The organism is Vreelandella sp. DA03-1M (genome assembly GCF_055725665.1).
On the sequence record NZ_CM146798.1, the window covers coordinates 3,044,493 to 3,068,788 of the forward strand.

Consider the following 24,296-nt stretch of genomic DNA (forward strand, 5'->3'; position numbering starts at 1 on the left):
TTTACCCAATAAAAAAGCGCAAGGCTTATATGCTAAGCCTTGCGCTTGACGTCTTGATGACACCCGCCGATAAATCGTTACTCTTGGTCTGTGACCGCACCGGTACTGGCAGAGCTAACGAGACGTGCATATTTGGCGAGCACGCCGCGGGTATAGCGAGGTTCTGGTTGTTTCCACGCCTCGCGACGGCGCATCAACTCTTCGTCAGACAGATCCACCTCAATGGTATCGGCCTCCGCATCAATGGTGATGGTATCGCCATTCTCTACCAACGCCAGCGGGCCACCGTCGAACGCTTCCGGCGACACATGGCCGACCACAAAACCATGGCTGCCACCCGAGAAACGGCCATCGGTAATCAGCGCCACGTCATTGCCCAAACCGCGGCCCATAATCGCCGAGGTAGGCGTGAGCATTTCGCGCATGCCGGGGCCGCCTTTAGGTCCTTCATAGCGAATCACCACCACATCACCCGCGACGACAGTGCCATCGTTAATGCGCGCCTGGGCTTCTTCTTCCGAGCCAAAGACCCGTGCCGAGCCTGAGAAGCGCGTGCCCTCTTTACCGGTAATTTTCGCGACTGCGCCTTCCGGTGCCAAGTTGCCGTAAAGCATGCGCAAATGGCTTTCCGTTTTAATCGGGTTACCGAGGGAAGCGATGATCGGCGGCTCGGCAGGGTAAGGGGCTACATTGGCCAGGTTCTCTTCCAACGTTTTGCCGGTAACGGTCAAGCAGTTGCCGTTGAGCAGGCCTGCGTCCAGCAGCATTTTCATCAGCGGCTGAATACCGCCAATCGCCACCAGCTCGCTCATCATGTAGTGGCCGCTAGGGCGCAAATCGGCCAGTACCGGCACGCGTTTACCAATCTCGGTAAAGTCCGCCAGGGTCAGTTCCACACCAATGGTGCGCGCCATACCAATCAAGTGCAGCACCGCATTGGTAGAGCCACCTAGTGCGATGGTCACCGTAATGGCGTTCTCGAACGCCTCGCGAGTCATGATATCGGAAGGTTTGATATCGTTCGCTAGCAGCGCCAGCACGGCTTCGCCCGCCGCTTTACAGTCATCGCGCTTCTCTTGCGAGATCGCATTTTGCGCGGAGCTGCCCGGCAGGCTCATGCCCAATGCCTCAATCGCAGAGGCCATGGTGTTAGCGGTGTACATACCGCCACAGGAGCCGGGACCAGGGATCGCTGTTTCTTCGATGTTTTTAAGCTCGATCAGATCGATATCACCGCGGGAGTGTGCGCCCATCGCCTCGAAGACTGAGACGATATCGGTGTGTCCTTTGCCGGGCATAATGGTTCCGCCATAGACGAACACGCTGGGACGATTCAAACGCGCCAGCCCCATCAGGCAACCGGGCATATTCTTATCGCAGCCACCAATGGCCACCAGGCCATCAAAGCCTTCGCAGCCCGCCACCGTCTCGATGGAGTCGGCAATCACTTCCCGTGACACCAGCGAGTACTTCATCCCCTCGGTGCCGTTAGCAATACCATCGGAAATCGTGATGGTATTGAAAATCACACCTTTACCACCGCCAGCATCGGCGCCATCGCGGGCAAACTCGGCCAGCTCATTAATATGGCTATTGCACGGCGTCACCATGCTCCAGGTAGAGGCAATGCCCACCTGAGGCTTTTTGAAATCGGCATCCGTAAAGCCCACCGCGCGCAGCATGGCGCGGCTAGCGGCTTTACCAGGGCCATCGACCACAGGCGCAGAGTGACGACGGGAGTTTTGCGATGAATCTGACATTAGAAATCTCTCTTAGCGTTGTTCACGGTATCCGCATAGCTTGGCGATGCCACGGCGTTCGCGCAAGGGAAGATGGGAAACCCGACCTATGGCTTCATAGTTTGATATTTGTATTAAACAGCCGTTTTGTGCGGCTGCGCCTGGACTGACAACTCAAATCCGCAGGCTTTTGCATAGCGCTGAAGCGTTTTCCAACCGGGATTGCTGTCCCCGCGCTCTAGCCTGCTGATGTTACTTTTTTGAGTATGTAGGCGCTTTGCCAATTCGTCCTGGGTTAAACCTGCTTGCTGACGCATAGTAATCAGCGTATTGGCCAACTCAAACTCAGGTGCCAAACGGTCATACTCTGCTTTCACCTCAGGATTTTGCAGCGCCTGCTCTTTTAATGCTTTTAAGTTAATCACGACTGCACCTCGCGCTGTCTTGATTGAGCTAACTTTAACGCCTGTCGAGGCGTTTTTTGGCTCTTTTTTACAAATGCATGGAGAATCACAACGTGTTGTCCATGCACATAGCAAAACAGAGAACGTCCAATACCTTCTTTCGCTTTTGCTCTTATTTCAAACAGACCATCGCCCATCGCTTCTGTATGCGGTGGCCCTAAGTTCGCACCATGTTCTTCAATCATTTCCAGCAACCGAAGCATTCTGGCCTGTATTTTGGGTGGCATACTGAGAACCTCTGTCTCAACGCCTGGGTAAAAATCAACCTGCCATTCCATTGCACAGCCCCTAAAGTTATCACCTATGATAACCTGCATTCTATTAAAGTTCCTAACCTTGATGCACACGGGCGTCCTTAACTTATGGCACCATACACTTAGCCGCTCCGCCCTGGCCGTGAAGGAAACATCCGCTAAGCTACTCAGCCATTAGGGAACATTGTGCATGTCTGCAAACTCGCTGCTCTCACAAACGCCGTTAACGCCGGGTTTTATGGTCGTGCACGCCAATCGCCTGGAAGACCTGCGCGGTTTGGCGGTGGAGTGGATGCGCCTACACCCGCTCTCGCCGCTGGAGAACGAGACCATTCTGGTTCAGAGCAACGGCATTGGGCAGTGGCTAAAGCTGGCGCTGGCGGAAGACCCGGCCCAGGGCGGTGCGGGCATAGCCGCGGCATTGAACGTCACGCTGCCCGCGCGCTTTCTATGGCAGGCTTATCGCACGGTGTTGACGCACTTAACCCACGACGAGCACGCGGTACCGGAAACGTCGCCGTTTGATAAGTCGCGGTTGATATGGCGCTTATTGCGCCTGCTGCCCAGCCTTGCCGAGCAGGAAGCCTTCGCGCCGCTGGCGCGCTTTTTAGAAGTGGATCGCGACCAGCGCAAACACTACCAACTGGCCGAGCGGCTGGCGGATCTGTTCGATCAGTATCAGGTGTATCGTGCCGACTGGCTGGATGCCTGGGCCAAGGGTAACGATGTGCTGATCACCGCCCGGGGCGAAACTCGCCCGCTGGAAGCACACCAACTGTGGCAGCCAGCATTATGGCGCGCACTGCGCGACGATGTGGCGATGACGCAAGGCGACGCAGGCCTTAACAGCAGCCGAGCCCAGGTACACAGCCGTTTTCTGGAAGCCGCCGAACAGCTTGAAGGCCAAGCGTGCCCAAACGGCTTGCCCCGACGGTTGATCATTTTCGGCATCTCGTCACTGCCGCAGCAAACCCTCGAAGCCCTGGCCGCGCTGTCCCGCTGCTGCCAAATCGTGCTCTGCGTGCACAACCCCTGCCAGTACTACTGGGCGGATATCATCGAGCACAAAGACCTGCTCCGCGCCAGCCGTTATCGCCAGCGGCGCAAGGCAGGCATGCCCGACGCCCTGGATGTGCTCGGCACCGGTGATGCCGACGACGCGCTGCACCTGCACGCACAGCCGCTGCTAGCCGCCTGGGGCAAACAGGGCCGCGACTACCTGCGCCTGCTCGACGAACACGACGACTCCGGCAACTACCAAACGCTATTCGAGCAGCAGGCGCTGCGCATCGACATGTTCGAGCCCTTCAGCGGCAAGGAGCGTAATTGCTTGCTCAGCCAACTGCAGGACGATATTCGCGAACTGCGCCCGGTAGCAGAAACCCAAACTCACTGGCCCGCGCTCGATCCCGCCAGCGATGACTCCATCGTGTTCCATATCGCCCACGGCCCCCAGCGGGAAGTGGAGATTCTTCACGACCAGCTGCTGGCAGCCTTCAGCGCCGACCCGGATCTGCGCCCGCGGGATATCATCGTCATGGTGCCGGATATCGACCGCTACGCGCCGCACATTGAAGCCGTGTTCGGTCAGTACCGCTCCGCTTACGGTGGCTATAACGCAAACGCTAGACCCGACGACCCGCGTTACATTCCTTACACGCTGTCGGATCAGGCCAGCCGCCACCGTCTGCCGATGATGATCGCGCTGGAAAAACTGCTGCGCCTGCCGGAACTGCGCCTTTCGGTAAGCGACCTGCTGGATCTGCTTGAAGTGCCCGCGCTGCGCGCACGCTTTGGCATCGATGAATATGACCTGCCCACCCTGAGCCGCTGGATCGAGGGTGCTGGCATTCGCTGGGGGCTCAATGCCGAGCAGCGCACCCGGCTGGACCTCCCCGAAGGCCTGACCCAGAACACCTGGGCCTTTGGTCTGCGTCGCCTGCTGCTGGGTTACACCGTGGGGAGTGCTGAGGCGTGGCAAGGCATCGAGCCATTTGATGATATCGGCGGGCTGGAAGCATCACTCGCTGGCCCATTGGCGAACCTGCTGGAAAAGCTGGAAACCACATGGGAGACCTTCTGCCAGCCAACCGACACCGCCACCTGGGTGGCCCGGCTGCGCGAACTGCTGGAAACCTACTTCCTGACCGACGACGCTCAAGAGAGCGTGATGCTCACCAAGCTCGAAACCGCGCTACAGCAGTTGTTGGACAGCACCGAAGAGGCCGCGCTTTATGATCCCCTGCCGCTCTCCATGGTGCGCGAACACTGGCTGGGGCAAATCGACGAGCATAGTCTTTCACAGCGCTTTCTGGCGGGGGCGGTCAACTTCGCCACGCTGATGCCGATGCGGGCCATCCCCTTCAAGCACGTATGTTTGCTGGGCATGAACGACGGCGAGTACCCGCGCTCACAGCCGCCGCTGGATTTTGACCTGATGGGCAGCGACTACCGCCCCGGCGACCGATCACGGCGGGAAGACGACCGCTACCTGTTTCTGGAAGCGCTGCTCTCCGCCCGCCAGCAGCTCTATATCAGCTGGGTCGGCCGCAGCCAGATCGACAACAACCCCATGCCGCCCTCGGTGCTGGTCGGCCAGTTGCGCGATCACCTGGAAGCGGGCTGGCATACCCAAAACGGCGAGCCGCTGCTGGAGGCGCTGACTACCGAGCACCCGCTGCAGCCGTTCAGTCGCCGCTACTTCTCTTCCCAAGCCAGCGACTCCCCCGCCCAGGCACGGCTGTTTACGTATGCCCACGAGTGGCACGCCCTGCACACCCCCAGTGGCGAAAGCTCCCAAGGCTCAAAGTCACCAGCACTAAAGGCGGACAGCGAACAGCAGAATACGTTAACCCTGGCCCAACTAGGCGGCTTTCTACGCGACCCCGCGAAGGCATTTTTCAACACCCGCCTGGGAGTCTATTTCGAGCAGGAAGAGCTTACCCAACTGGATGTCGAGCCCTTCACGCTGGACGGGCTACAGAACTGGCAGTTGCAGGATCAATTGATCGCCGCCCAGCGCCACGCCGTGGATAACGGCCAACCGCGCATGGAAGCACTGCACGCAGCGCTGGAACGCTTCAAGGGCCAAGGCGTGCTGGCCGTGGGTGCCTTTGGCGAGCGGATGCGCGAAGCGCTAGCCGAGCCAATGGAAGCGTTGTTTAGTGCCTACGAAGAGGCGCTACAAGAGTGGCCACACGGAGTAGCAGCGCCACAGGCAGTGCATGTCGTTGAGAGAACTGAAGAAAAGGTAGCGCTGGAAGATTGGCTGGGAGAATTGCGTCAGGATGAGGCGGGTAACCGCTGCCGCCTGTTACTGCTCAGCAGTAGCCTGGTCAGCCAAGGGCGTGGCCGTGGTCAGTACCGCTGGCAGCACCTACTCCGCCCCTGGGTCGCGCATTTGGCGGGCAACATTGTGCGCCCCATGACCACCCAGCTACTCTCAAAAGCAGGCCATGTGCGGCTGGAACCGTTAGACGCCGAGAATGCACACTACCAGCTACAAAACATGCTCAACGCCTGGTGCGATGGCATGCAGGCCCCGCTACCGCTGGCCCCCCAGGCCGCTTTCGCTTGGCTTGCTAAGCTTGGCACGCCTGACAGTGAGACCGATAGCGACGCCTACGCCGCCGCCGAAACCGCCTACGAAGGGGGCCGCTTCCAAACCGGCGAAGTCGCCCAAAGCGCCTACCTTTCTCACCAATGGTCGAGTTTTGAGCGACTGTTTAACGAGCGCGCCCTAGGGCATAGCTTCGTCACGCTGACCGAGGCGCTCTACGCGCCGCTGCACCGTTCGGTAAAGGGGTGACTTAACGTTGCCGAACCAGGAATAAACGATCAGCGAAAGCAACCAGCCTTAGGCTAAATAATCTGCCCATTCAGCGACAATACCCGCTTCGCCAAGGCAATCATCTCCGGGTCGCCGGTGTTCTTTTCTGTCACATCGGACAGCTTGATCACCGGCAGCCAGCCCTGGCCCTCGGGGCGCGCCTCGACCATCTTCACCACCATGTTCATCGGCTCAACACCGACATCGTTAGTGAAGTTGGTGCCGATACCAAATGCCATGCCGATGCGACCTTTGCAGAAGGCATGTATCCGCTCGACCTTCTCGGGCGTTAGCGCGTCGGAGAAGATAATCGTCTTGCTTAGCGGGTTGATGCCCAAGCGCTCGTAGTGCTCGATGGTCAGGGAAGCAAACTCGATAGGGTCGCCGCTATCGTGGCGAACGCCATCGAACAGTTTGGCGAACTTCTTATCGAAGCTGTCGTAAAACGCCTTAGAGGTAAAGGTATCCGTTAAAGCGATCCCCAGATCACCGCGATACACATCCACCCAATGCTCCAGCGCCAAGCTATTGGCCATTTTGAAACCGAAGCGGGCACCGTGAAACATAAACCACTCATGGGCGTGAGTGCCGATCGGCTTAACACCGTGGCGCATGGCCATCAACACATTGCTGGTGCCACTGAAAGCCTCACCGCCATGGTGGCTAAGCGCGCCCACCACCCGGTCGTGAACGTCAGAAGAGAAGCGCCGGCGGGTACCAAACTCAGCGATTTTCAGACCTAAGCGGCGGTAGAGTTCAATCTTCTCCTGGGCGCGCTGCTCAATCTTCGCATCAGCGTCAGGCGTGATCGTCACGCCACGCAGCCGATACCAGAGCTCGCTGATCAGCGCCATCAGCGGCACTTCCCAGAGAATGGTGCGGTACCAGGGCCCTTCAATAATTACCGAAAGATCACTCCCCTGCTGCTCTACAGTCACCTCGCTAGGGTTGTAATGAAACCCGGCGAGAAAATCGAGATACGTAGGGTCGAGATAAGGGCACGTTATTTCGAGATAGCGCTTCTCCTCATCGCTCAAGCGCAGCGATGCCATCTTATCGACTTCGTGGCGAAGTTCGGCGCCGAAGCCGTCAGGAAACGCGTGCTCGCCACGATTAATAAAAGCGTAGCGCGCATGGGCATAAGGAAAGCGTTTGATCACGGCGTTCTGCATCGTGATCTTGTAAAAGTCATTATCCAGCAGCGATGTCAGCATGAGATCCCATCGTTAGAGTGAACCGAAGCCGCCGGTAGCGTAAACTCATTGCACCAAGAGTGGCTCGGCGACAAGATTATCAGGTGGCGGGGCTCTCATACAGTCTAGGAGCTGTCTTGATGCGTCTTACTCAATCACAGCGTGACACGATTCTTTCGAGCGTACGCGAGTTCATTAAGCCTTCTGTGCAAATCCATGTGTTTGGCTCGCGGCTGGATGATACCAAGCGGGGCGGCGATGTTGACCTGCTACTGATCTCCCAGACAGCAATACCACTACTTACCCGTGCCGAACTCAAAATGGCACTTGAAGAGCGTCTCCAACTGCCTGTGGATATAGTGGCCTATGCCTCGACGGCTGAACCCACGCCCTTCCAAGCAATCGCCTTGGCACAGTCCCGCCCGATTGATAGTGAGGAAGCAGCATGAGTCATGATGTTCTCAGCGAGCAGCAACGCTATCTTGCGCAACTGCTGGAAGCGATCCAACGCTGTGCTTGGTTTCTACAACAGTCACGCAACAAAATTACCTGGCCGATTGACGGTGAGTGGCTGGCAGAACACAAAAAAGATGTGGATTATTTCGAAACCCTTGCCGCCATTAATGAGCGGTTTGCCAAGCTGCAAGACTCGATAGCATCGACTATGCGGCACAGTGCTTTGCTTGCCGGCGAATCCACTGACAGCTTTCTCAAAGTACTGGCTCTATTTGAAAAGCAAGGCGTAATTAACGCGACAAGTGATTGGCAACGCTGCCGCGCCATTCGCAATATAGCGGCACACGATTACTCGACCGACTACGCCCAGATAGCCGAACACTTCAATCTGCTGAACGAGCTCGCTGACATACTCTTAGTGACGTCTCAACGTCTTGTGGCCTGGAACGCTGAGCAACTCAGCATCTACCCCGCCAGCCCTGACTTTTCAGCTGAGTTTGACAGCCTTTTCTTATGAGCCAGCCTGAACCACTCAATCCCCTGAGCCTCCCGCTTCACGGCAGCCGACTGATAGAGGCAAGCGCTGGCACCGGCAAAACCTTTACCATCGCCCTGCTCTACGTGCGATTGGTACTCGGCGGCCACAGCGTTGACGACGATACCGCATTTATCCGCCCGCTTACGCCGCCGGAAATCCTGGTCGTTACTTTCACCAACGCCGCCACCCAAGAGCTACGCGAACGGATTCGCAACCGGCTGGTAGAGGCAGCGGAAGTATTTCGCGATGATGGTCAAGCAAGCGATGAGCTGCTTTTAGAACTCCGCGACCAATACGCCCCCGCCACCTGGCCCGCCTGCTCGCGGCGCTTGGCCCTGGCCGCGGAATGGATGGACGAAGCCGCGGTTTCCACCATCCACAGCTGGTGCTACCGCATGCTGCGCGAACACGCCTTCGACAGCGGCAGCCTGTTCTCCCTCAACCTGGAAAACGACCAGCGCGAACTGGAACAGGAAGTGGTGCGCGACTACTGGCGCAGCTTCTACTACCCGCTGGACAGCGACGCCCTCGGCATTGTCACCCGCTACTGGAAATCGCCGGACGACCTCCACGCCCCGCTGCAACGGCTGCTGCCCGAAAGCGAAGCGCTGGGCGGCGAAAAGCCCGAACCCAGCGAGACCCTGGCCGCCACCCAGGCCGAACGCAGCGCCCAGCTAAGCGAACTCAAAGCCCCCTGGCCCGCCTGGCTGGACGAACTGGTGCCCGCCCTGGAAGAGGCCGCCACGCACAAAGCCTTCAAGGGCCAAAGCTTCAACGCCAAAAGCCGCGCCAACTGGCTAGGCGCACTGCGCGAGTGGTGTGACACGGTGGCCGACCGCCCCGCGCTCACGGACGCCGCCTGGAAACGCATGACGCCCGACGGCATGGCCGATATCTGGAAAGAGGGCGCGCCACCCTGCCCGCAAGCCTGGGAAGCGCTGGCACAGCTACCGAAAGCGTTAGATGCCCTGCCCGAGCCGCGCAACGACCTGCTGATTCACGCCGTGCAGTGGTGCCGCGCCCGGTTGGAGCGCGAACAGGAACGCCGCGCCGAGATGGGCCCCAACGACCTACTAACCCATCTGGATCGCGCCCTTCAAGGCCCCAACAAAGAGGCCCTGGCCGCGCAGATTCAGCGCCAGTTCCCCGTGGCACTGATCGACGAGTTCCAGGATACCGACCCGATTCAGTACCGCATCTTCAATGCCGTGTATGACGTTGCAACGCCCCGCCGCGACAGCGCCATCCTGCTGATTGGCGACCCCAAACAGGCGATCTACGCCTTTCGCGGTGCGGATATCTTCACCTACCTGCAGGCCCGCCAAGACACCGATGGCCGCCACGTCACACTGGGCACCAACTTCCGTTCCAGCCGCGCCATGGTGGCAGCGGTCAACCACTGCTTCAGCTACGCCGACCAACACGATGCCGGCGCCTTTCTGTTCCGCGCCGATGGCGGCGACAACCCACTTCCGTTCAACCCCGTCAACGCCAAAGGCACCAAAGATACGCTGGTACTCAACGGCCAACCGCTAGCTGCGATGACGCTGTGGCCACTGGAAAGCGAAGAGCCGCTCTCCAAAACCGCCTACCAAACCGAGATGGCCGAGCGCTGCGCCTCGCACATGGCCATGCTTTTGGAAGCAGGCCGCCGACAGCAGGCGGGGTTTGCGAAAGCGGGCGATAGCAGTGTAAGAAGCGGAGAGCAATCACTCACTCCGCTGGCCCCCTCTGACATGGCCGTGCTCGTCAACGGCCTACAGGAAGCACGGGCGATCCGGCTGGCGCTGGCCAGCCGAGGCATCAAGAGCGTCTACCTTTCCGATCACGACAAGGTGTTCAGTTCCCCCATTGCCCCGCAGCTAGCCATTTGGCTGCGCGCCTGCGCCGAACCCCAGGCCAACTCCCGCCAGGCGGAAGCCAAGCTGCGCGCCGCCCTGGCAACGTCGGTGATCGGGCTAAGCCTCGAGGAGCTAGACCACCTCAACCAGAGCGAGCTGGCCTGGGAGCAACGTGTCGAGCAGTTCAGCGACTACCACCGCCTGTGGCAGCGCCAGGGCGTGCTGCCGCTGGTGCGCCGATTGATGGTCGATTTTGATATCGCCGCACGGCTGTTAGGCGAGTTCGCCGAGGGTGAGCGTTTGCTAACCGACCTGCTCCACCTGGGTGAAATGCTCCAGCACGCCAGCCAGGAACTGGATGGCGAACACGCGCTGATTCGCTTTCTGGCCGAAGCCATCGCCGACCCGGATAGCCACGGCGACAGCCACAAGCTGCGCCTGGAAAGCGACGCCGATCTGGTCAAAGTAGTGACCATTCACAAATCCAAGGGGCTAGAGTACCCGCTGGTGTTCCTGCCGTTTATCGCCAACCACCGCCCGGTCAGCGACACCGACCTGCCGCTGCGCTGGCACGATAGCGACGGCACCCTGCAACTCAGCCTGAGCGCCGATGAAGCCACGCTGGCCACCGCCGACCGCGAACGCCTGGGCGAAGACCTGCGCAAGCTCTACGTCGCGCTCACCCGCGCCCGCCACGCCACATGGCTGGGGCTGGCGCCGCTAAAAGGCAGCGAGAACAGCGCCATCGGCCACCTGATCAACGGCGGCAAGGCCATTGCCCCCAGCGCGTTTACGAAAGCCTTGAGCGAGCTGGTGGAAGGCAGCGATATTGCGCTAAGTGACGCCCCGGAACCCACCGCGCTGCGCTTCACCCCGGCGCCGGAGCAGCAGGCACTGAGCCACGCCCGTACGCCGCTGCGCCCCGCCCGTGAACAGTGGTGGATCGCCAGTTACTCAGCGCTGCGTACTTCTGGGGCCATCTCTGGATCTAGCATCACCCCGCTGACAACGCCCGCGCCGGAACCCACCACGCCCCAGGAAGCTACCACCCTGGAAGTGCTGGACGAGCCCCACGACAACGCCATCGACACCGAAGCGTTTCACCTGCACCGGTTTCCGCGAGGGCCTGGCCCCGGTACTTTCCTGCATGGATTGCTGGAGTGGGCGGGCCAGCTAGGCTTTAACAAAGCGCTGAAAGACCCCGCCGCGCGGGAAGATATGCTGAGGCGGCGCGTGCAGCTACGCGGCTGGCAGGCATGGCACGACACCCTGGCGGGCTGGTTTGAAGAACTGCTCGCCACACCGCTTCCCCTGCCTCACTCTCTGTCACTGGCCCCGTCCCCGTCCCTGACAGAGCCCAGCGAAGGCAGCCAGGTAGCCCTATGCGAACTCGAAAGCTATCAGGTAGAGCTGGAGTTCTGGTTTGCCGCGCACCAGGTACAAACGCGCAAGCTGGATGAGCTGGTCAGTGACCACTTACTGCCTGGGGTATCGCGCCCGGCGCTGGATGCCGACACCCTCAACGGCATGCTCAAAGGCTTTATCGACCTTGCCTTTGAGCATGAAGGCCGCTTCTATGTGCTCGACTGGAAATCCAACTACCTGGGCAGCGCCGACAGCGCCTACACCGCTGAAGCCCTGCGCAACGCCATGCTCGAAAAGCGCTACGACCTGCAAGCCGCGCTGTATATGCTCGCCCTCCACCGACTGCTAAAAGCGCGCCTGCCCGACTACGACCCGCACCAACACCTGGGCGGCTCGATGACGGTATTTCTGCGCGGCAGCCGCACCATCGCCCGTGGCGTTCACGCCGTGCCCGCGCCGGTCGCGCTGATTGAAGCGCTGGATGCACTCTTTGCAGGCTCAGCAACAGCGTCAGCTGCAAGCAACCAGGAGGCTGTGGTATGAGGAAACAGTTATGAGTAAGCGAGACACGGCTTCCAAGAACGAGTCCATGAATCTTGATCTGTTCGCCGATGACGCGCCGCCCGCTGCACCTGATTCAACCGCATCGGTAACGCCACCGACAGAATCAGCCGCCAGTGCTACCCAGCCGCACCCCGCGCTAAGCGACACCGCCGCGCTATTACTGCTGTGTGAGCGCTGGGTTTCCCGTGGCTGGCTGCGGGATCTGGATCTGGCCCTGGTGCGCTTTCTCGACCGCGAAACCCAAAACGCCCCGCCGCTGCTGTTGCTAGGCGCGGCGCTGGCCAGCCACCAACTTGGCCGTGGCCATGTGTGCCTGGATATAGCCGCCACCCTGGAAGCCCCGGATTTTGCGCTATCGCTACCCCCGGAAGGCGACGACCTGAACGACCCGCCGCCGCTGCCCAGCCACGTACTGGCCACGCTAACGCTGCCCGAATGGCAGGCCGCGCTCGACCACCCCACGCTGATCAGCGACGGCCCCGGCAATACGCCGCTGGTAGTGAGCCACAGCGGCAACACCAGCAAACTCTACCTACGTCGCTACTGGCAGTTCGAACAAACCCTGCACCAGGAAATCGCCGCCCGATTAGCTACCACAGAACTTGATAAGACCTGTAGGAGGCCGCTTCAGCGGGCGAAGGGTGACGACAGTCACCCCCAAATACTCAAAAATGCCCTAGATACCCTATTCCCACCCACCAACACCCTGGATTGGCAAAAAACTGCCTGCGCACTCGCCGCCCGCAGCCCATTCGCGATCATCACCGGCGGCCCCGGCACCGGCAAAACCACCACCGTGGTGCGCCTGCTGGCCCTGCTGCAAACCCTGCAACTGGCCCAGCCCAACGCCCACCCGCTACGCATTCGCCTGGCCGCCCCCACCGGCAAAGCCGCCGCACGGCTAAATGAATCCATCGCCGGACAAGTTGCAAAGCTCCCTTTCAGTGGTTTAGTCAACTTGTGGGAGGGAGCTTCAGCTCGCGAAGATAAGTCCACAGAACAGCTACAAGCAGCCATCCCCACAGAAGTCACCACACTCCACCGCTTATTAGGCGCCCGCGCCGATACCCGCCACTTCCGCCATAACGCCGCCAACCCACTGGCGCTGGATGTGCTGGTGGTGGATGAAGCCTCGATGGTGGATATCGAAATGATGACGGCGCTGCTCAGCGCCCTGCCCGCCAGCGCCAAGCTGGTACTGCTGGGGGATAAAGACCAACTGGCATCCGTGGAAGCAGGCGCCGTGCTAGGCGACCTATGCCGCCGCGCCGACGCCGCCCACTACACCCCCGCCACGGCGCAGTGGCTAGCCGAACTTACCGACCACCCGCTGCCGGAAGCATTAATCGACCCCAACGGCCAACCGCTAGACCAAGCCATTACCATGCTGCGGGTAAGCCATCGCTTTACTGAAACAAGCGGCATCGGCCAGCTCGCCCAGGCGATTAATCAGCCGTTAAGTGAAGCATTGCGGGAGCGGGATAAACACCAAGCCGTGCATGGCGTACTGAATAACGGCTACGCCGACCTGCACCACCTGGTGTTGAAGCCAGACGCACAAAATGAAGACAGCGCCCTGGAGCGCCTGGTGATCACCGGCAGCCCGCAACGATTTCCCAACGCAGGCGAAGGCCGCACCAATTTCAAGGGCGAGCCAATGGCACCACCCACCGGCTACCAACACTACCTGAATACCCTAGCGAGTGAACGGCCCGATACAACCCTGGCGTTTGAAGAAAACGGTAAAGCTTACGATGCCTGGGCAAAGCAAGTACTGAACGCCTACAGCCGCTTTCAGCTGCTATGCGCATTGCGCAAAGGCCCCTGGGGAGTAGAAGGCTTAAACCTGCGCATCGCCAAAACTCTGCGCCGCGAAAAGCTGCTGTTCGGCAACGACCACACGTTAGAAAAAGGCTGGTTCGAAGGCCGCCCGGTGCTGGTCACCCAAAACGACTACGGCCTGAAACTGATGAACGGCGATATCGGCATCACAATGGCAGTGCCCGATCCGCGCACTCCGAGTAAATCATTACTCCGTGTCGCCTTTCCGACCAGTGACCCGGAAAACCCGATTCACTGGGTGCTGCCTTCCCGCCTACACGCGGTAGAAACCGTGTTCGCGATGACGGTACACAAATCCCAAGGCTCCGAGTTTCAGCACACCGCCCTGCTACTACCGCAAACGCCCAACCCGATTCTCACCCGCGAGCTGGTCTATACCGGCATCACCAGAGCCCGCGATTGGCTCACGCTCATCGAAGCCAAACGCGGGATATTGAATGATGCGGTGACGCGGGAGGTGATGAGGGTTAGTGGGGTAGCTCTTACACCATAGATGCTCCTTCTATCGGCATTCTATTAGGTAAAAAAACCACATATGGAATATGTTACGGCTGTTTTAATCGCTTGATTGCTTCTTTTTAAAGTAACCTCCACTAGCACCAAGCAATAACATAACGATCACAGGTCGTAATTGTGATCCCGAGCCATAAGAAACCATCCAAGCAGCAATGCAAGCACACTGATTAAGTATTCAGTAGATTAGGTTTCTCACAACTGATATGGTGGTTTTGCTTCAGGGTGATCTCCTTCTGTGGAGACTCTCATGAGACTAAACTTATGAGTGGCACTAAGATTGAAGTGTTATACACTTTACCGACCTGTCGGTAAGCCTGCCATCAGGTAGGCGGCAACTGTCAAACCATATGCGCCCTGAAGCCTTAACAATACTAGCCATGCGAAGTCATCATGAAAGATCAAGTTTGGTGGACAAGAAAAGCCAGAATCAATGCTGAAAACCGACTTCTAGCAAATCAGCGATGGATGGAGCTTCTCCTGATTTGGTATTCTTTACTAGCTGTTTTTACATCCATATGGCTTCTCGCATTTGGCGCTGAAGATCAGCAACATATTCCTTTTATATTCACGTGCTTCTCTATCTTTATTCTCGCCTTTTCTCTTTATGGCGCAAACTCAAGATTTTCTCAGCGCGCTTCTCAAATGAAAGAAAACTACATCGCCCTTCAACAACTCTACTTCTTGGTTAAAGATTCTAGTTCGATTCAAAGAGAGCACAGAGAAGAGTACTCCAAGTTACTTAATATAGCTGAAAATCACACTGAAGCAGATGATGTTCGCGCGGTTTTATACGAATGGTATAAAACCACCGACAAGAAATTAATGTCACGCAGACCTAGAGTACATCAATACGTGTATTTCATTTACCACTGCATCATTCGCACCTTATTTCTATTGCTATTATTTTCACTTCCATTAGCTCTCATTATCACATCTTTTTACGGAGACCTTTGCGCAGCATGAACACAGTATCTAAAGACTTCGCTTCGGCCTTCTCTTTTGAAAATTTAAGATCGATTTATGAAAATGAAGTTTCTAACTCACGCTCTACCGGTGTAGACAACATTGATTCATTTAACTTTGGAAAAGATCTGCATGAGCAGCTAAGAATAATTGAAAGAAAAGTATTATCTGGAACTTATTCTTTCACACGCTACAAGCAAAAGCTTATTAGCAAAGGTGCCGGAAGTGCTCCGAGAGAAATTTGCATACCGACCATTCGCGACAAGATCACCCTAAAAGCCATCAATCAGTTCTTACAGAAACGACTTTCTAAAAGAATCCAGCAACCGATACCTCAAGACATCACAAAAGAAATCAAGAAAGAAATAAAAGAAAACCATTATAACTGGGTTATCAAACTTGATATATCAAATTTCTATCCAAGCATTCAACATGATCTACTTAGAAAGCGGTTGCGAAAATTTATAAAGGACGAGACAATTCTCGATCTGATAGATTCGGCCATTAAGCAGAACACCAGCAAAAAAGGTTACAACCTCTCAGGCGTACCACAGGGACTTCCCATCTCTAATATATTGGCGGCTCTATATCTAAGAAACCTAGATAGTCGATACGCTTATGACACAAAAAATATATATTATCGGCGATACATTGATGACATCCTCATTCTTTGCAAGAAAGAAGACGCAAAGGAAATTGGAGATGGCTTGATCAAGTATTGCAAAAGCATAAGACTCAAAGTCTATGACCCAAATGAAAGGCCAGACAAATCGAAGACTAGTAGTATTTCAGAAGAATTTTCATATCTAGGGTATGTTTTTAACCCTAAAAACAGACCCAAGAACACAGTAACTACTAGACAGTCGTCTAAACAACGGTTAATTGACTCACTTACTGGAATCTTCACCTCATACCGACACTCAAAGAAAAGATCAACAGCACTCCTACAGTGGAAGCTAAACCTTCGAATAACAGGCTGTGTATCTGAAAACAAAGGTAAAGGATGGATTTTTTTCTTTTCAGAGATTGACGACCAGAGACTCCTTTTTGAGCTTGACAGCATTGTTGACTCCTTATGCAGGCGATTTTCGGTAAATATAAAAAAGAAGCGCTTTGTACGCGCTTGGCATGAGATAAAATATAACCGTTGGAGGAATAACTACTTCCCTAACTTTGATAGATACAACATTCAAGATATGGCATCGGTCATAGCGACTCATCGCGGGATCAGAGAAGAAGAAATTGATATGGACTTAGAAACACTAGCGAGAGAGTTCTGGAATATTATAAACAGAGAAATAAAAGACTTAGAAACAGATATTCAAGGGTTTAGCTAGAGGGCAAAACTAAAAAATTAGACTCTCTTAAGACACCCGAGTAAAAGTCAAAAATATCCAAAATAATTATCAAGAAGGGAATTCTGCGCACTACTGAGCACATATAAATGCACAAGTAAGCTCTAAAAGAGCTAAGTCACTACCACGACAACCAAGTTCACGGTAAGAAGTGCGCCTTAGATACCTAATGTTGCCAACAGGGGCACGCGTCAGCGCGTCCCTGACTGCTTGGCCTTATTATTAGTTAGTTCTTGCATCCATTTTTATCGCAATTGATGCGCTCATGGGACTGAACCCAATGACTCGAGTTTTCTCGAGTACTGTAACCGCAACCCGTTTTACCACCTTTATTTCGTAAGCGCGCCATAAAACCCATCTACCCACATTAATGTTGGCTGATCACACTGATGGTTTCTTTGATTTTGGAGATCATCATGAGCCGCGAACTCAATTCCACTCAAGCGTTTTGGTTAGGCCACCTGTCTTATGCCGCCGCATTGGAGATACCGTTAAGTACTTATGCCGAAGCACAAGCCGTGACGTTAGCCGACCTGATGGCGTGGGAAAAACGGTTAATCGTGCAAGGGTTTCCCGTGCCACCGCGTTGTCGTCCCGCCCGGTTTGTCGCGGTGGAGGTCGTCGCATGATTCGCCCAGGCACTGATCTACAGGTGTATCTGTGCCGAGAACCCGTCGATATGCGCAAGCAAATTGATGGCTTGGCGCTGTTGGTGCAGGAAGCCATGGCCTTGAACCCGTTTGATCAAGCGCTGTTCGTGTTCGGTAATCGCCAGCGCGATAAAGTGAAACTGCTGTTCTGGGAACGTAACGGCTTTGTGGTGTGGTACAAGCGTTTAGAACGTGAGCGGTTTAAATGGCCAACGCACCTTAATGGTGAGACCGTGACGTTAACCGGCCAAGAGCTTAACTGGCTGCTGGATGGCTATAACCTGAAGGCTATGCAGCCTCACAAAGCGTTGGATTTTCAGCGGGTTGGATAGCCGTAGCGCTCCTATTTTAAGGGCGTTTTTGGTAAACTATGCAATATGAAAAACGCCACTTCCTCCTCACCGACGGTTACCCAGCTTGAGCGCAAGCTGGCCGCTGCTGACGCTGAAAATGCGCGGCTGTTGGCGTTGATGGAGAAAAAGGAAGCGCAGTGGGAGGCTACCAAGCAGTCGTTGTTTGAACAGTTCCGGCTTGCCCTGGAGCGTCAGTTCGGCCCCTCTACTGAGAAGTACCGTGTCGACCAGCGGGATCTTCTGATCAATGAAGCGGAAGTGGCGGTGGACGAGGAAGACGCATCGGAGAGCACCACCACTGTTGATGACGCGACGATCGACACCGCTACGCCTGCTAAGCGTCGCACGCGCGGCGGGCGCGTTGCGCTACCGCCAGAGTTGCCGCGTATCGAGGTTATCCATGAACTGCCCGACGAGGCGCGCCACTGCGACGATGACGGCACCGCGCTGAAGGTGATCGGTGAAGAGGTTAGCGAGGAGTTGCATGTGGTGCCCGCACGGATCGAGGTGATCCGTCATGTACGACGCAAATATGCCTGCCCGCTGTGCGAAGAGGGCGTTAACACCGCCCCAGCGCCGGCCAAGCTGTTGCCCAAGAGCAATGCCAGCGCCACGCTGCTCGCCTATATCGCGACGGCTAAATACCAGGACGCGCTGCCGCTTTATCGACAGAGCCAGATCTTTGCCCGCCATGGCGCCGAGATCCCCCGCAATACCCTGGCGCGCTGGATGGTGCAAGCGGGAGAACGGATCACCCCGCTGATCAACACGTTGCGCCAACATCTCTTAAACGCCCCGCTGATCTATATGGATGAAACCACCCTCCAGGTGAATCAAGAAGCGGATCGTAAAGCGAGTGCCACGTCTTACATGTGGGTGCAGCGCGGTGGGCCGCCGGGCCAGCAGGTGGTCTTGTTCAACTACGCGGCCAGCCGCGCCGGACGGGTGCCCGTTGATCTGCTAGGCGACTATGCGGGGCGCTTAATCACCGATGGCTATGAAGGCTACGCCGAGGTCGTGCGCCGTAATGGGATCACCCATGCGGGCTGCTGGGCGCATGCCAGGCGTAAGTTCGTCGAGGCCCAGAAGGTGCAGCCCAAGGGGAAGACCGGCAAAGCGGACTGGGCGCTGAACCAGATCCGTAAGCTATACAGCGTGGAAAAACAGGCGAAGGCCCTTGAACCCGAGGCGCGTCACGCGCTGCGTGAACAGAAGAGCCGCCCATTGATCGATCAACTGCGCACCTGGCTCGACAAGTCACTGGCCCAGGTGCTGCCCAAAAGTGCGCTGGGTAAAGCCCTGCACTACCTGGATAACCAGTGGCCCCGCCTGACCCGGTTCCTGGACGATGGCCTGATCCCGCTGGACAACAATCCGGCGGAGAACGCCATCCGTCCGTTCGTCATCGGCCGTAAAAACTGGCTGTTCAGCCATACTCCGAGCGGCGCTCAAGCCAGTGCGGCGATCTACAGCCTGATCGAAACCGCCAAAGCCAATGGTCTCTCGCCTTACGATTACTTGCAGTATGTCTTCGCGACACTGCCCACCCTCAATGATGATGAACTCAGCATGCTGCTACCCTGGCAGTGGAAAGAGACATTACCGATCTAAGAGAAATCTGCCTAGATGTGGTTAGTGGCTCGCTTACTTTATTTCCACTGTGGACTATACCAGTAGGTGTGTGCTTAACAGCCATAGTTAGCTCCTTACCGCGGTCTCTTTTCGCCGGAATCTCACCAGCTCGTCAGCAGGCTTTGCCTGGAAGAGAAGATAAAGGATCGAAGCCTATTCGTCCGCATGTGTTTGTAGCATGCGCACCCTTGAATGGAGCCGAAGGTGCAATGTAAAGGGTATCACTGTGCCTGCACTGGTCATGTGCTGCTACGGCGCTGTACTACGGTTTTATTAATGATGCGTCGATTAATCTGCTGCTTCCAATCAATTTGCTTGGGCGACAATTTCCGCTTTCTTCGGGTGTCCATCAAGAACTTGTATTCCTGATCGAAGATGTAGCCAAGCTTGAAAGCTTGATAGATCAGATCTTCGTTTGCATTGGCGGTGTCATCTACCGCTATACGTCGAAGACCCGCGAAAAGATTGCCGGTTTCAATACCTATGAAGCGGTTAATACAGACATTGCCGACGTACGTGGTGTTACCGATGATCTGATTTCGGATGTAGCAATGCTCTTTAATGTACTGGCCACAGGGACAACTATCAAATTCTTCGCTGACTTCGACCCCAATGAGCGACCATTCAGTTTTCGCTGTGTCGAAATCGGTTGCCACTGAAAGGGGGAGAATATGAGCAGCCAAACGTTCTCTATTATGATCCACACCTACCTCCCCATGAGCACATAACGCCTGGGCTCACCGGTAAATTTGGAACGAAGCCACTAATTTATCCGAGCGCAGAGCCTGGTTATGCACTAGGTTTTGGCTCCGTTCCTACACCAGCAATACTTACTTCAAATCCTCTTTGCGATAGGTTTTCGAATGCCTTTGATAGATTAACTTTACTAAAGAACGGTAGATTATTCTTTAAGCTTGTTGATTCTTCACCCAAGATCAAAAAAACAACTTCAACACCATCGCTTTTAAAACTATTAAGTGGAACACTATGCTGCAAGCCACTACTTACTCCCCGCAAAACAGTTCTTGCTTTTTTCCTAAACTCTTTGTCGCCGAGTAAAATCTCAGCAGAGACACTACCTTGCGCAAAAAGATGACTTAGACCGGCTGACCCACCTTTCCTATGTTTAACATGAATAAACTGTTTTTTATCTGTCATTAAGTCACATAGCTCGATAGGTGTAGTCGTTCTATTGCTTTTTATCAATTTTTTATCGAGTAAATGGTAGCTATGACTAGCCGAAGCTCGTTCGTTGTAGTCACCTTCTGATTCAATTTTTGATTTTGTTTTTCCGTCTTTGATTTCGTCCCATACGTGAACATTAGGAAAGTCTAAAGTAGATACATTTATTCGACCTAGCGTAGAGTCGACCCTAGCAATAAAACTATTATCGATCTCATACCATAACCCGGAAAATAATATGTAGGTTTTGTCTGTATCCTTATACTCAAAATAAATGCACTTATAGATTTGATAGTCAGACTCATTTTCATGAACGTCGTAAACAAAAAGCCTGTCTCGCTTAATTGAGGCAATAGAAATAGTCGCAACATCTATGTTATCAAGGTATTCCTTCGCCTCAATTGTTGGCTTTATGGAATTCTTAGTACGAGTATAGCTGAATCCATAGATGCTATCCCATTGAACAATCTCAGGGATAGTTATAGTTATTCCAGAGCTCTTTGCTTTAACATTATCAACTAACTTTCCATCTAAGCGATCAATTTCGGACTTCTCTTTAATCTTTCTGATATTATCAACCCACGAAAAGTTACTTTTATATGAATCATTTTTATAGTAACCAGAGAGCAAATCAACCAATTCGGATATCTCATCCACACCCATTTCTATACCAAATGAATAAACAGCATCACCACCGGAGATGTTTTTCAAATCCACACCGTTTTTAGGTGAACCTGTGACAGCTCTAATAACATCTCTTGAAATATCAATACCAAATACTCCAACAGAAGACTCTCTAGAGGCTTGCGACTTTTTCTGTACTGCCTGATCTTCTAGTGTAAAAAGATCAACGCTTCGCAAACTGTCATGATTAAGTGTGTTAAGCGCAGTTTTTATTCCAAAATCATGTACAAAATATTTTGTATCTATCAAGAATCGACCATAACCGAAGGTAAAAGCCATTGTAGCTGTTGCAGATTTTATAATAAGAACTGCTGAGCTAGAACGATTAGCAAGTTCATCTAGTGAAACGCCTGTTATATCCTCCGTAAAGCCGCTCCATTTTGGCTTTTTCTCTGTTGGAATTTTCACGAATAGCTTACCTTCAAGCTCATGCTTATTGTCTAGTTCATAAGCGTTAACTTGAGATGATCCTTTTAAGTAGTCGTCTGTTTTCAGAGAAGCATGTTCATCCTTTGCCAAGAAGGCATTCAAATATAAGTATGGCTTTTTATCTTCCACTGAAATAAACCCCTTACTGATGCATAACGTCAGTCAACATGCGCGGTTACCAAATGGTGGCGAAGCCGCAATGTAGTGGGCGGCGCCGTGCTTGACCTTGCTAGGAATCTTTTGCACTCACAAATTCGACGATGTAACTATCGTCACCCAGAAAATAAAGAAGGTCTTGCGCCGCATTTTGAAAGACTTCTTGAATGATACCTTCAATGCCGTACCATTTCTCAGATTTTTCAGGATCCGAATAAATGGTCTCATCTGAAAAATCTATCCCGCCTTGTGCTGCAAGTTTTGCAAGCTCGAAAGCTTCTCCAAAGGTAATCGGAGTATCAAGTTTATGAGCCAAACGGTTCCTAATATCATTCAATCCACGTAAAAAATCTGCCGTATCTTTACCAATTATTCCTCGGGATTCAGAAGCATCAACCTTCCTTCTAAAGCTCCATTCAAAGTAACGACCTCCGTCACCCTCATTGGGCTGAGTCTCAAGCATCTGGACTAATATCGACTCTATGACTAAATGCCCAGACATAAAAGCGCCCATAACTTCGTTATCAAATAACGAAGTTATGTGATCAAGATCAGGACGAACTCGATTTTCCCAAGGATCTTTCATAGATTGATTCCTAACGCCGCTCAGCACGCGCGCCGTTGTAGTGGAGGCGAAGCCGCAACGAAAAAGGCGTCGCCGTGCCTGGCATGGTTATGTTGCCGACCACAGAACGACGACCAAGCCCTGCCAGAACAATGTAACGATAACCCACACCGCGCAACCAACCCAGAGGTAAGTCGGAACTCTATACTGGTAAACGAACCAACTGCCGACGAGCTGGGCAACAGCAGTAATGCCGACCATCGCACTAATGGATGCGTAGAGTTGACGAGATGCCGCTTCGAAATCGAAGTACACGCAGAAGTGAACGATGCCAAGGATGATCGCTGCGATCAGGACGATGAAGACAGCCAGCTTTCTCCAACTGGCAATATCGTCATTCATCAGGGACTGGCGGATGTTTTGGAACCGAATAATCCTACCCTCCTTGGAGAACATAACAGCGTATTATACGGCGCGCTCTATGATTGAATGAAAGTGCTGGCACTTTTTGCCGATAAATGCAGCCTGCCAGATTTTCCCAAGCCTATGATTCTTTTTGCTATTAGCTTTAATTAGGCTGCATATCCAAAATTCGTGCGCCTGCTGCATTTCCCAGCACGTCCGCTCAGGTTCGAAAGACGTCATTCGTTCACTTCCCCACTAAACGCCACCCTACCCGCTATCTTTTCCATCCCTTCAATCGGCTGTTCGTAGCTCCAGGCAATATCTTTATTTTCGCCTAGCGAGAAATACACTGTGTTGCCTTTAAACGGGCAGTGGGTCTTCGTTTCTGAGGTGTTAAGCAAATCCATCCGCACGTCTTCGCGTGGGAAGTAGTGGCGTGGCGGGTAGCCGCGCTCGCGGAGTTCGAGAGCGTTGGTCGAGTCGGCAAGCAGCTTGCCATCAACATGCACCTGCACGCGTTGGCTAACGGGGTGAAGCTCGATGCGAGGTGCCTGTGGCATTAGATTGTTCCCTGCGGCTTTTTTAGCTCTAGTAAAATGAGCCTAGCAGCAAAGTTCGTTGAATCCCATGCTCTCCTCATCACACTTTAGGCTACGGCCATGACCTGTGTCATGTTTTTGCCACTGCTCTCTAATTCACTACGACTGCCCTAACGCTGCCGTGCTCTCGCTCTTGCCTGAGTAGTAAGAATTAAGCCGGTTACAATCAGCCCAGCCCCAATAAAATCCGCCATGCGCAACGACTCCCCTAGTATTAGATAAGCGAGTAGTACGCCGAAGAACGGATTAAGAAGGTGATAGCTCGATGCCGTCGAGGCGCCGCTGATGCGAATCAGCACTAGCCAGAGACTCATTCCGCCGATGGTGACGACAAATACCAAATGTGTAATCGCTATCATCGTAGCGGTAGAAGGCACGGCAAGCGGCTGCCCAAATACCATGGCCATGGGTAGAAGAGCGACAGCGCCAGCAATGGATTGCCAGAAATTGGCCTGTAAGATGGGAAGGCCAGCGCCTTGGCCGCGGAAGAAATCAGTGTCACTGGCAAAGGCTAGATATCATGATCATCTATCAACGATAAACTAGTACAAATAAATATTTGATCGGTACGCGTAACCTTTATTCGCCCAAAATTTTCTGACGGTTTCACTCTAGATGTAGATCCATCAATGGTGATCTCATAAGCTCCTCTAGCAAAAGCTTACCAGCTGCATCTTAATTATTCTGGTAGAAGACTGTTACCTAAAAGTACTGAATATACA

At 54.3% G+C, this 24,296-nt stretch carries 19 protein-coding genes and 1 pseudogene; 10 read left to right on the top strand and 10 right to left on the bottom strand.

Features of this window, described 5'->3' with window-relative positions; all coding sequences use genetic code 11:
• Positions 1-77: 77 nt before the first annotated feature.
• From ilvD to ACXUPB_RS14325, 3 genes are all read right to left on the bottom strand, one after another.
• Positions 78-1,760 carry a dihydroxy-acid dehydratase gene (gene ilvD, locus ACXUPB_RS14315; RefSeq protein WP_008958939.1) on the bottom strand — a complete coding sequence of 561 codons (1,683 nt, stop codon included), beginning with the start codon at positions 1,758-1,760 and terminating at the stop codon, positions 78-80.
• Positions 1,761-1,873: 113 nt separating this feature from the next.
• Positions 1,874-2,164 (bottom strand): helix-turn-helix domain-containing protein, encoded by a 291-nt coding sequence (locus ACXUPB_RS14320; protein ID WP_350359384.1) that lies wholly within the window; start codon positions 2,162-2,164, stop codon positions 1,874-1,876.
• Positions 2,161-2,481, bottom strand: coding sequence for a type II toxin-antitoxin system RelE/ParE family toxin (locus ACXUPB_RS14325; protein WP_472953003.1), 321 nt, complete (start codon positions 2,479-2,481; stop codon positions 2,161-2,163). The genes ACXUPB_RS14320 and ACXUPB_RS14325 overlap by 4 nt, the downstream gene beginning before the upstream one ends.
• 166 nt (positions 2,482-2,647) lie before the next feature.
• On the opposite strand from ACXUPB_RS14325, the gene recC reads away from it, so the two are divergent.
• Positions 2,648-6,265 carry an exodeoxyribonuclease V subunit gamma gene (recC, locus tag ACXUPB_RS14330; protein ID WP_472953006.1) on the top strand — a complete coding sequence of 1,206 codons (3,618 nt, stop codon included), beginning with the start codon at positions 2,648-2,650 and terminating at the stop codon, positions 6,263-6,265.
• Positions 6,266-6,318: 53 nt separating this feature from the next.
• On the opposite strand, the gene pncB is transcribed toward recC, so the two are convergent.
• Positions 6,319-7,500, bottom strand: coding sequence for a nicotinate phosphoribosyltransferase (pncB, locus tag ACXUPB_RS14335; protein WP_472953008.1), 1,182 nt, complete (start codon positions 7,498-7,500; stop codon positions 6,319-6,321).
• 119 nt (positions 7,501-7,619) lie between these two features.
• Between pncB and ACXUPB_RS14340 the strand changes: the two genes are divergently transcribed.
• The 9 genes from ACXUPB_RS14340 to tnpC all read left to right on the top strand — a co-directional run bounded on the left by ACXUPB_RS14340 (position 7,620) and on the right by tnpC (position 19,533).
• Entirely contained in the window at positions 7,620-7,928 is a 309-nt protein-coding gene (locus ACXUPB_RS14340) for a nucleotidyltransferase domain-containing protein (RefSeq protein WP_472953011.1), read from the top strand.
• Positions 7,925-8,452: a hypothetical protein gene (locus tag ACXUPB_RS14345; protein ID WP_472953014.1), complete on the top strand. Its 528-nt coding sequence runs from the start codon at positions 7,925-7,927 to the stop codon at positions 8,450-8,452. The genes ACXUPB_RS14340 and ACXUPB_RS14345 overlap by 4 nt, the downstream gene beginning before the upstream one ends.
• A complete protein-coding gene (gene recB / locus ACXUPB_RS14350; RefSeq protein WP_472953016.1) occupies positions 8,449-12,222 on the top strand; it encodes an exodeoxyribonuclease V subunit beta in 3,774 nt (1,257 codons plus the stop codon). Before ACXUPB_RS14345 ends, recB begins: the two co-directional genes overlap by 4 nt.
• A gap of 46 nt (positions 12,223-12,268) precedes the next feature.
• The gene (recD, locus tag ACXUPB_RS14355) at positions 12,269-14,578 is read left to right on the top strand and encodes an exodeoxyribonuclease V subunit alpha (protein WP_472956755.1); all 2,310 of its coding nucleotides are present in this window, start codon (positions 12,269-12,271) and stop codon (positions 14,576-14,578) included.
• Positions 14,579-14,991: 413 nt separating this feature from the next.
• On the top strand, positions 14,992-15,564 hold the full coding sequence (locus ACXUPB_RS14360) for an SLATT domain-containing protein (RefSeq protein ID WP_472953019.1): 573 nt from the start codon (positions 14,992-14,994) through the stop codon (positions 15,562-15,564).
• Complete coding sequence (locus ACXUPB_RS14365; protein WP_472953020.1) at positions 15,561-16,901, top strand: reverse transcriptase domain-containing protein; 1,341 nt, start codon at positions 15,561-15,563, stop codon at positions 16,899-16,901. The genes ACXUPB_RS14360 and ACXUPB_RS14365 overlap by 4 nt, the downstream gene beginning before the upstream one ends.
• Positions 16,902-17,335: 434 nt before the next feature.
• Positions 17,336-17,548, top strand: coding sequence for a hypothetical protein (locus tag ACXUPB_RS14370; protein WP_125749668.1), 213 nt, complete (start codon positions 17,336-17,338; stop codon positions 17,546-17,548).
• Positions 17,545-17,901: an IS66 family insertion sequence element accessory protein TnpB gene (gene tnpB / locus ACXUPB_RS14375; protein WP_125749665.1), complete on the top strand. Its 357-nt coding sequence runs from the start codon at positions 17,545-17,547 to the stop codon at positions 17,899-17,901. The genes ACXUPB_RS14370 and tnpB overlap by 4 nt, the downstream gene beginning before the upstream one ends.
• Positions 17,902-17,946: 45 nt before the next feature.
• Complete coding sequence (gene tnpC / locus ACXUPB_RS14380) at positions 17,947-19,533, top strand: IS66 family transposase (RefSeq protein ID WP_193085922.1); 1,587 nt, start codon at positions 17,947-17,949, stop codon at positions 19,531-19,533.
• Positions 19,534-19,793: 260 nt separating this feature from the next.
• Here tnpC and ACXUPB_RS14385 read toward each other — a convergent pair whose 3' ends face one another.
• The 6 genes and pseudogenes from ACXUPB_RS14385 to ACXUPB_RS14410 form a co-directional block, all read right to left on the bottom strand.
• Entirely contained in the window at positions 19,794-20,258 is a 465-nt protein-coding gene (locus ACXUPB_RS14385; RefSeq protein ID WP_472953023.1) for a hypothetical protein, read from the bottom strand.
• An 85-nt stretch (positions 20,259-20,343) separates the two neighbouring features.
• The gene (locus tag ACXUPB_RS14390) at positions 20,344-21,978 is read right to left on the bottom strand and encodes a TIGR04141 family sporadically distributed protein (RefSeq protein ID WP_472953026.1); all 1,635 of its coding nucleotides are present in this window, start codon (positions 21,976-21,978) and stop codon (positions 20,344-20,346) included.
• Positions 21,979-22,078: 100 nt separating this feature from the next.
• On the bottom strand, positions 22,079-22,591 hold the full coding sequence (locus tag ACXUPB_RS14395) for a DUF4145 domain-containing protein (protein WP_472953028.1): 513 nt from the start codon (positions 22,589-22,591) through the stop codon (positions 22,079-22,081).
• 87 nt (positions 22,592-22,678) lie between these two features.
• The gene (locus ACXUPB_RS14400) at positions 22,679-22,972 is read right to left on the bottom strand and encodes a hypothetical protein (protein WP_232901998.1); all 294 of its coding nucleotides are present in this window, start codon (positions 22,970-22,972) and stop codon (positions 22,679-22,681) included.
• 239 nt (positions 22,973-23,211) lie between these two features.
• Positions 23,212-23,535, bottom strand: a complete 324-nt coding sequence (locus ACXUPB_RS14405) for a DUF427 domain-containing protein (protein ID WP_472953029.1) — start codon at positions 23,533-23,535, stop codon at positions 23,212-23,214.
• Positions 23,536-23,684: 149 nt separating this feature from the next.
• Positions 23,685-24,053, bottom strand: a pseudogene (locus tag ACXUPB_RS14410) (EamA family transporter); the annotation flags it as partial.
• Between the last annotated feature and the right edge of the window lie 243 nt (positions 24,054-24,296).

Coding starts and splice junctions, on each gene's coding strand:
- ilvD (WP_008958939.1), bottom strand. CDS start 1,760: ATGTCAGATTCATCGCAAAACTCCCGTCGTCACTCTGCGCCTGTGGTC.
- ACXUPB_RS14325 (WP_472953003.1), bottom strand. CDS start 2,481: ATGGAATGGCAGGTTGATTTTTACCCAGGCGTTGAGACAGAGGTTCTC.
- recC (WP_472953006.1), top strand. CDS start 2,648: ATGTCTGCAAACTCGCTGCTCTCACAAACGCCGTTAACGCCGGGTTTT.
- pncB (WP_472953008.1), bottom strand. CDS start 7,500: ATGCTGACATCGCTGCTGGATAATGACTTTTACAAGATCACGATGCAG.
- ACXUPB_RS14340 (WP_472953011.1), top strand. CDS start 7,620: ATGCGTCTTACTCAATCACAGCGTGACACGATTCTTTCGAGCGTACGC.
- ACXUPB_RS14345 (WP_472953014.1), top strand. CDS start 7,925: ATGAGTCATGATGTTCTCAGCGAGCAGCAACGCTATCTTGCGCAACTG.
- recB (WP_472953016.1), top strand. CDS start 8,449: ATGAGCCAGCCTGAACCACTCAATCCCCTGAGCCTCCCGCTTCACGGC.
- recD (WP_472956755.1), top strand. CDS start 12,269: ATGAATCTTGATCTGTTCGCCGATGACGCGCCGCCCGCTGCACCTGAT.
- ACXUPB_RS14360 (WP_472953019.1), top strand. CDS start 14,992: ATGAAAGATCAAGTTTGGTGGACAAGAAAAGCCAGAATCAATGCTGAA.
- ACXUPB_RS14365 (WP_472953020.1), top strand. CDS start 15,561: ATGAACACAGTATCTAAAGACTTCGCTTCGGCCTTCTCTTTTGAAAAT.
- ACXUPB_RS14370 (WP_125749668.1), top strand. CDS start 17,336: ATGAGCCGCGAACTCAATTCCACTCAAGCGTTTTGGTTAGGCCACCTG.
- tnpB (WP_125749665.1), top strand. CDS start 17,545: ATGATTCGCCCAGGCACTGATCTACAGGTGTATCTGTGCCGAGAACCC.
- tnpC (WP_193085922.1), top strand. CDS start 17,947: ATGAAAAACGCCACTTCCTCCTCACCGACGGTTACCCAGCTTGAGCGC.
- ACXUPB_RS14395 (WP_472953028.1), bottom strand. CDS start 22,591: ATGAAAGATCCTTGGGAAAATCGAGTTCGTCCTGATCTTGATCACATA.
- ACXUPB_RS14400 (WP_232901998.1), bottom strand. CDS start 22,972: ATGAATGACGATATTGCCAGTTGGAGAAAGCTGGCTGTCTTCATCGTC.
- ACXUPB_RS14405 (WP_472953029.1), bottom strand. CDS start 23,535: ATGCCACAGGCACCTCGCATCGAGCTTCACCCCGTTAGCCAACGCGTG.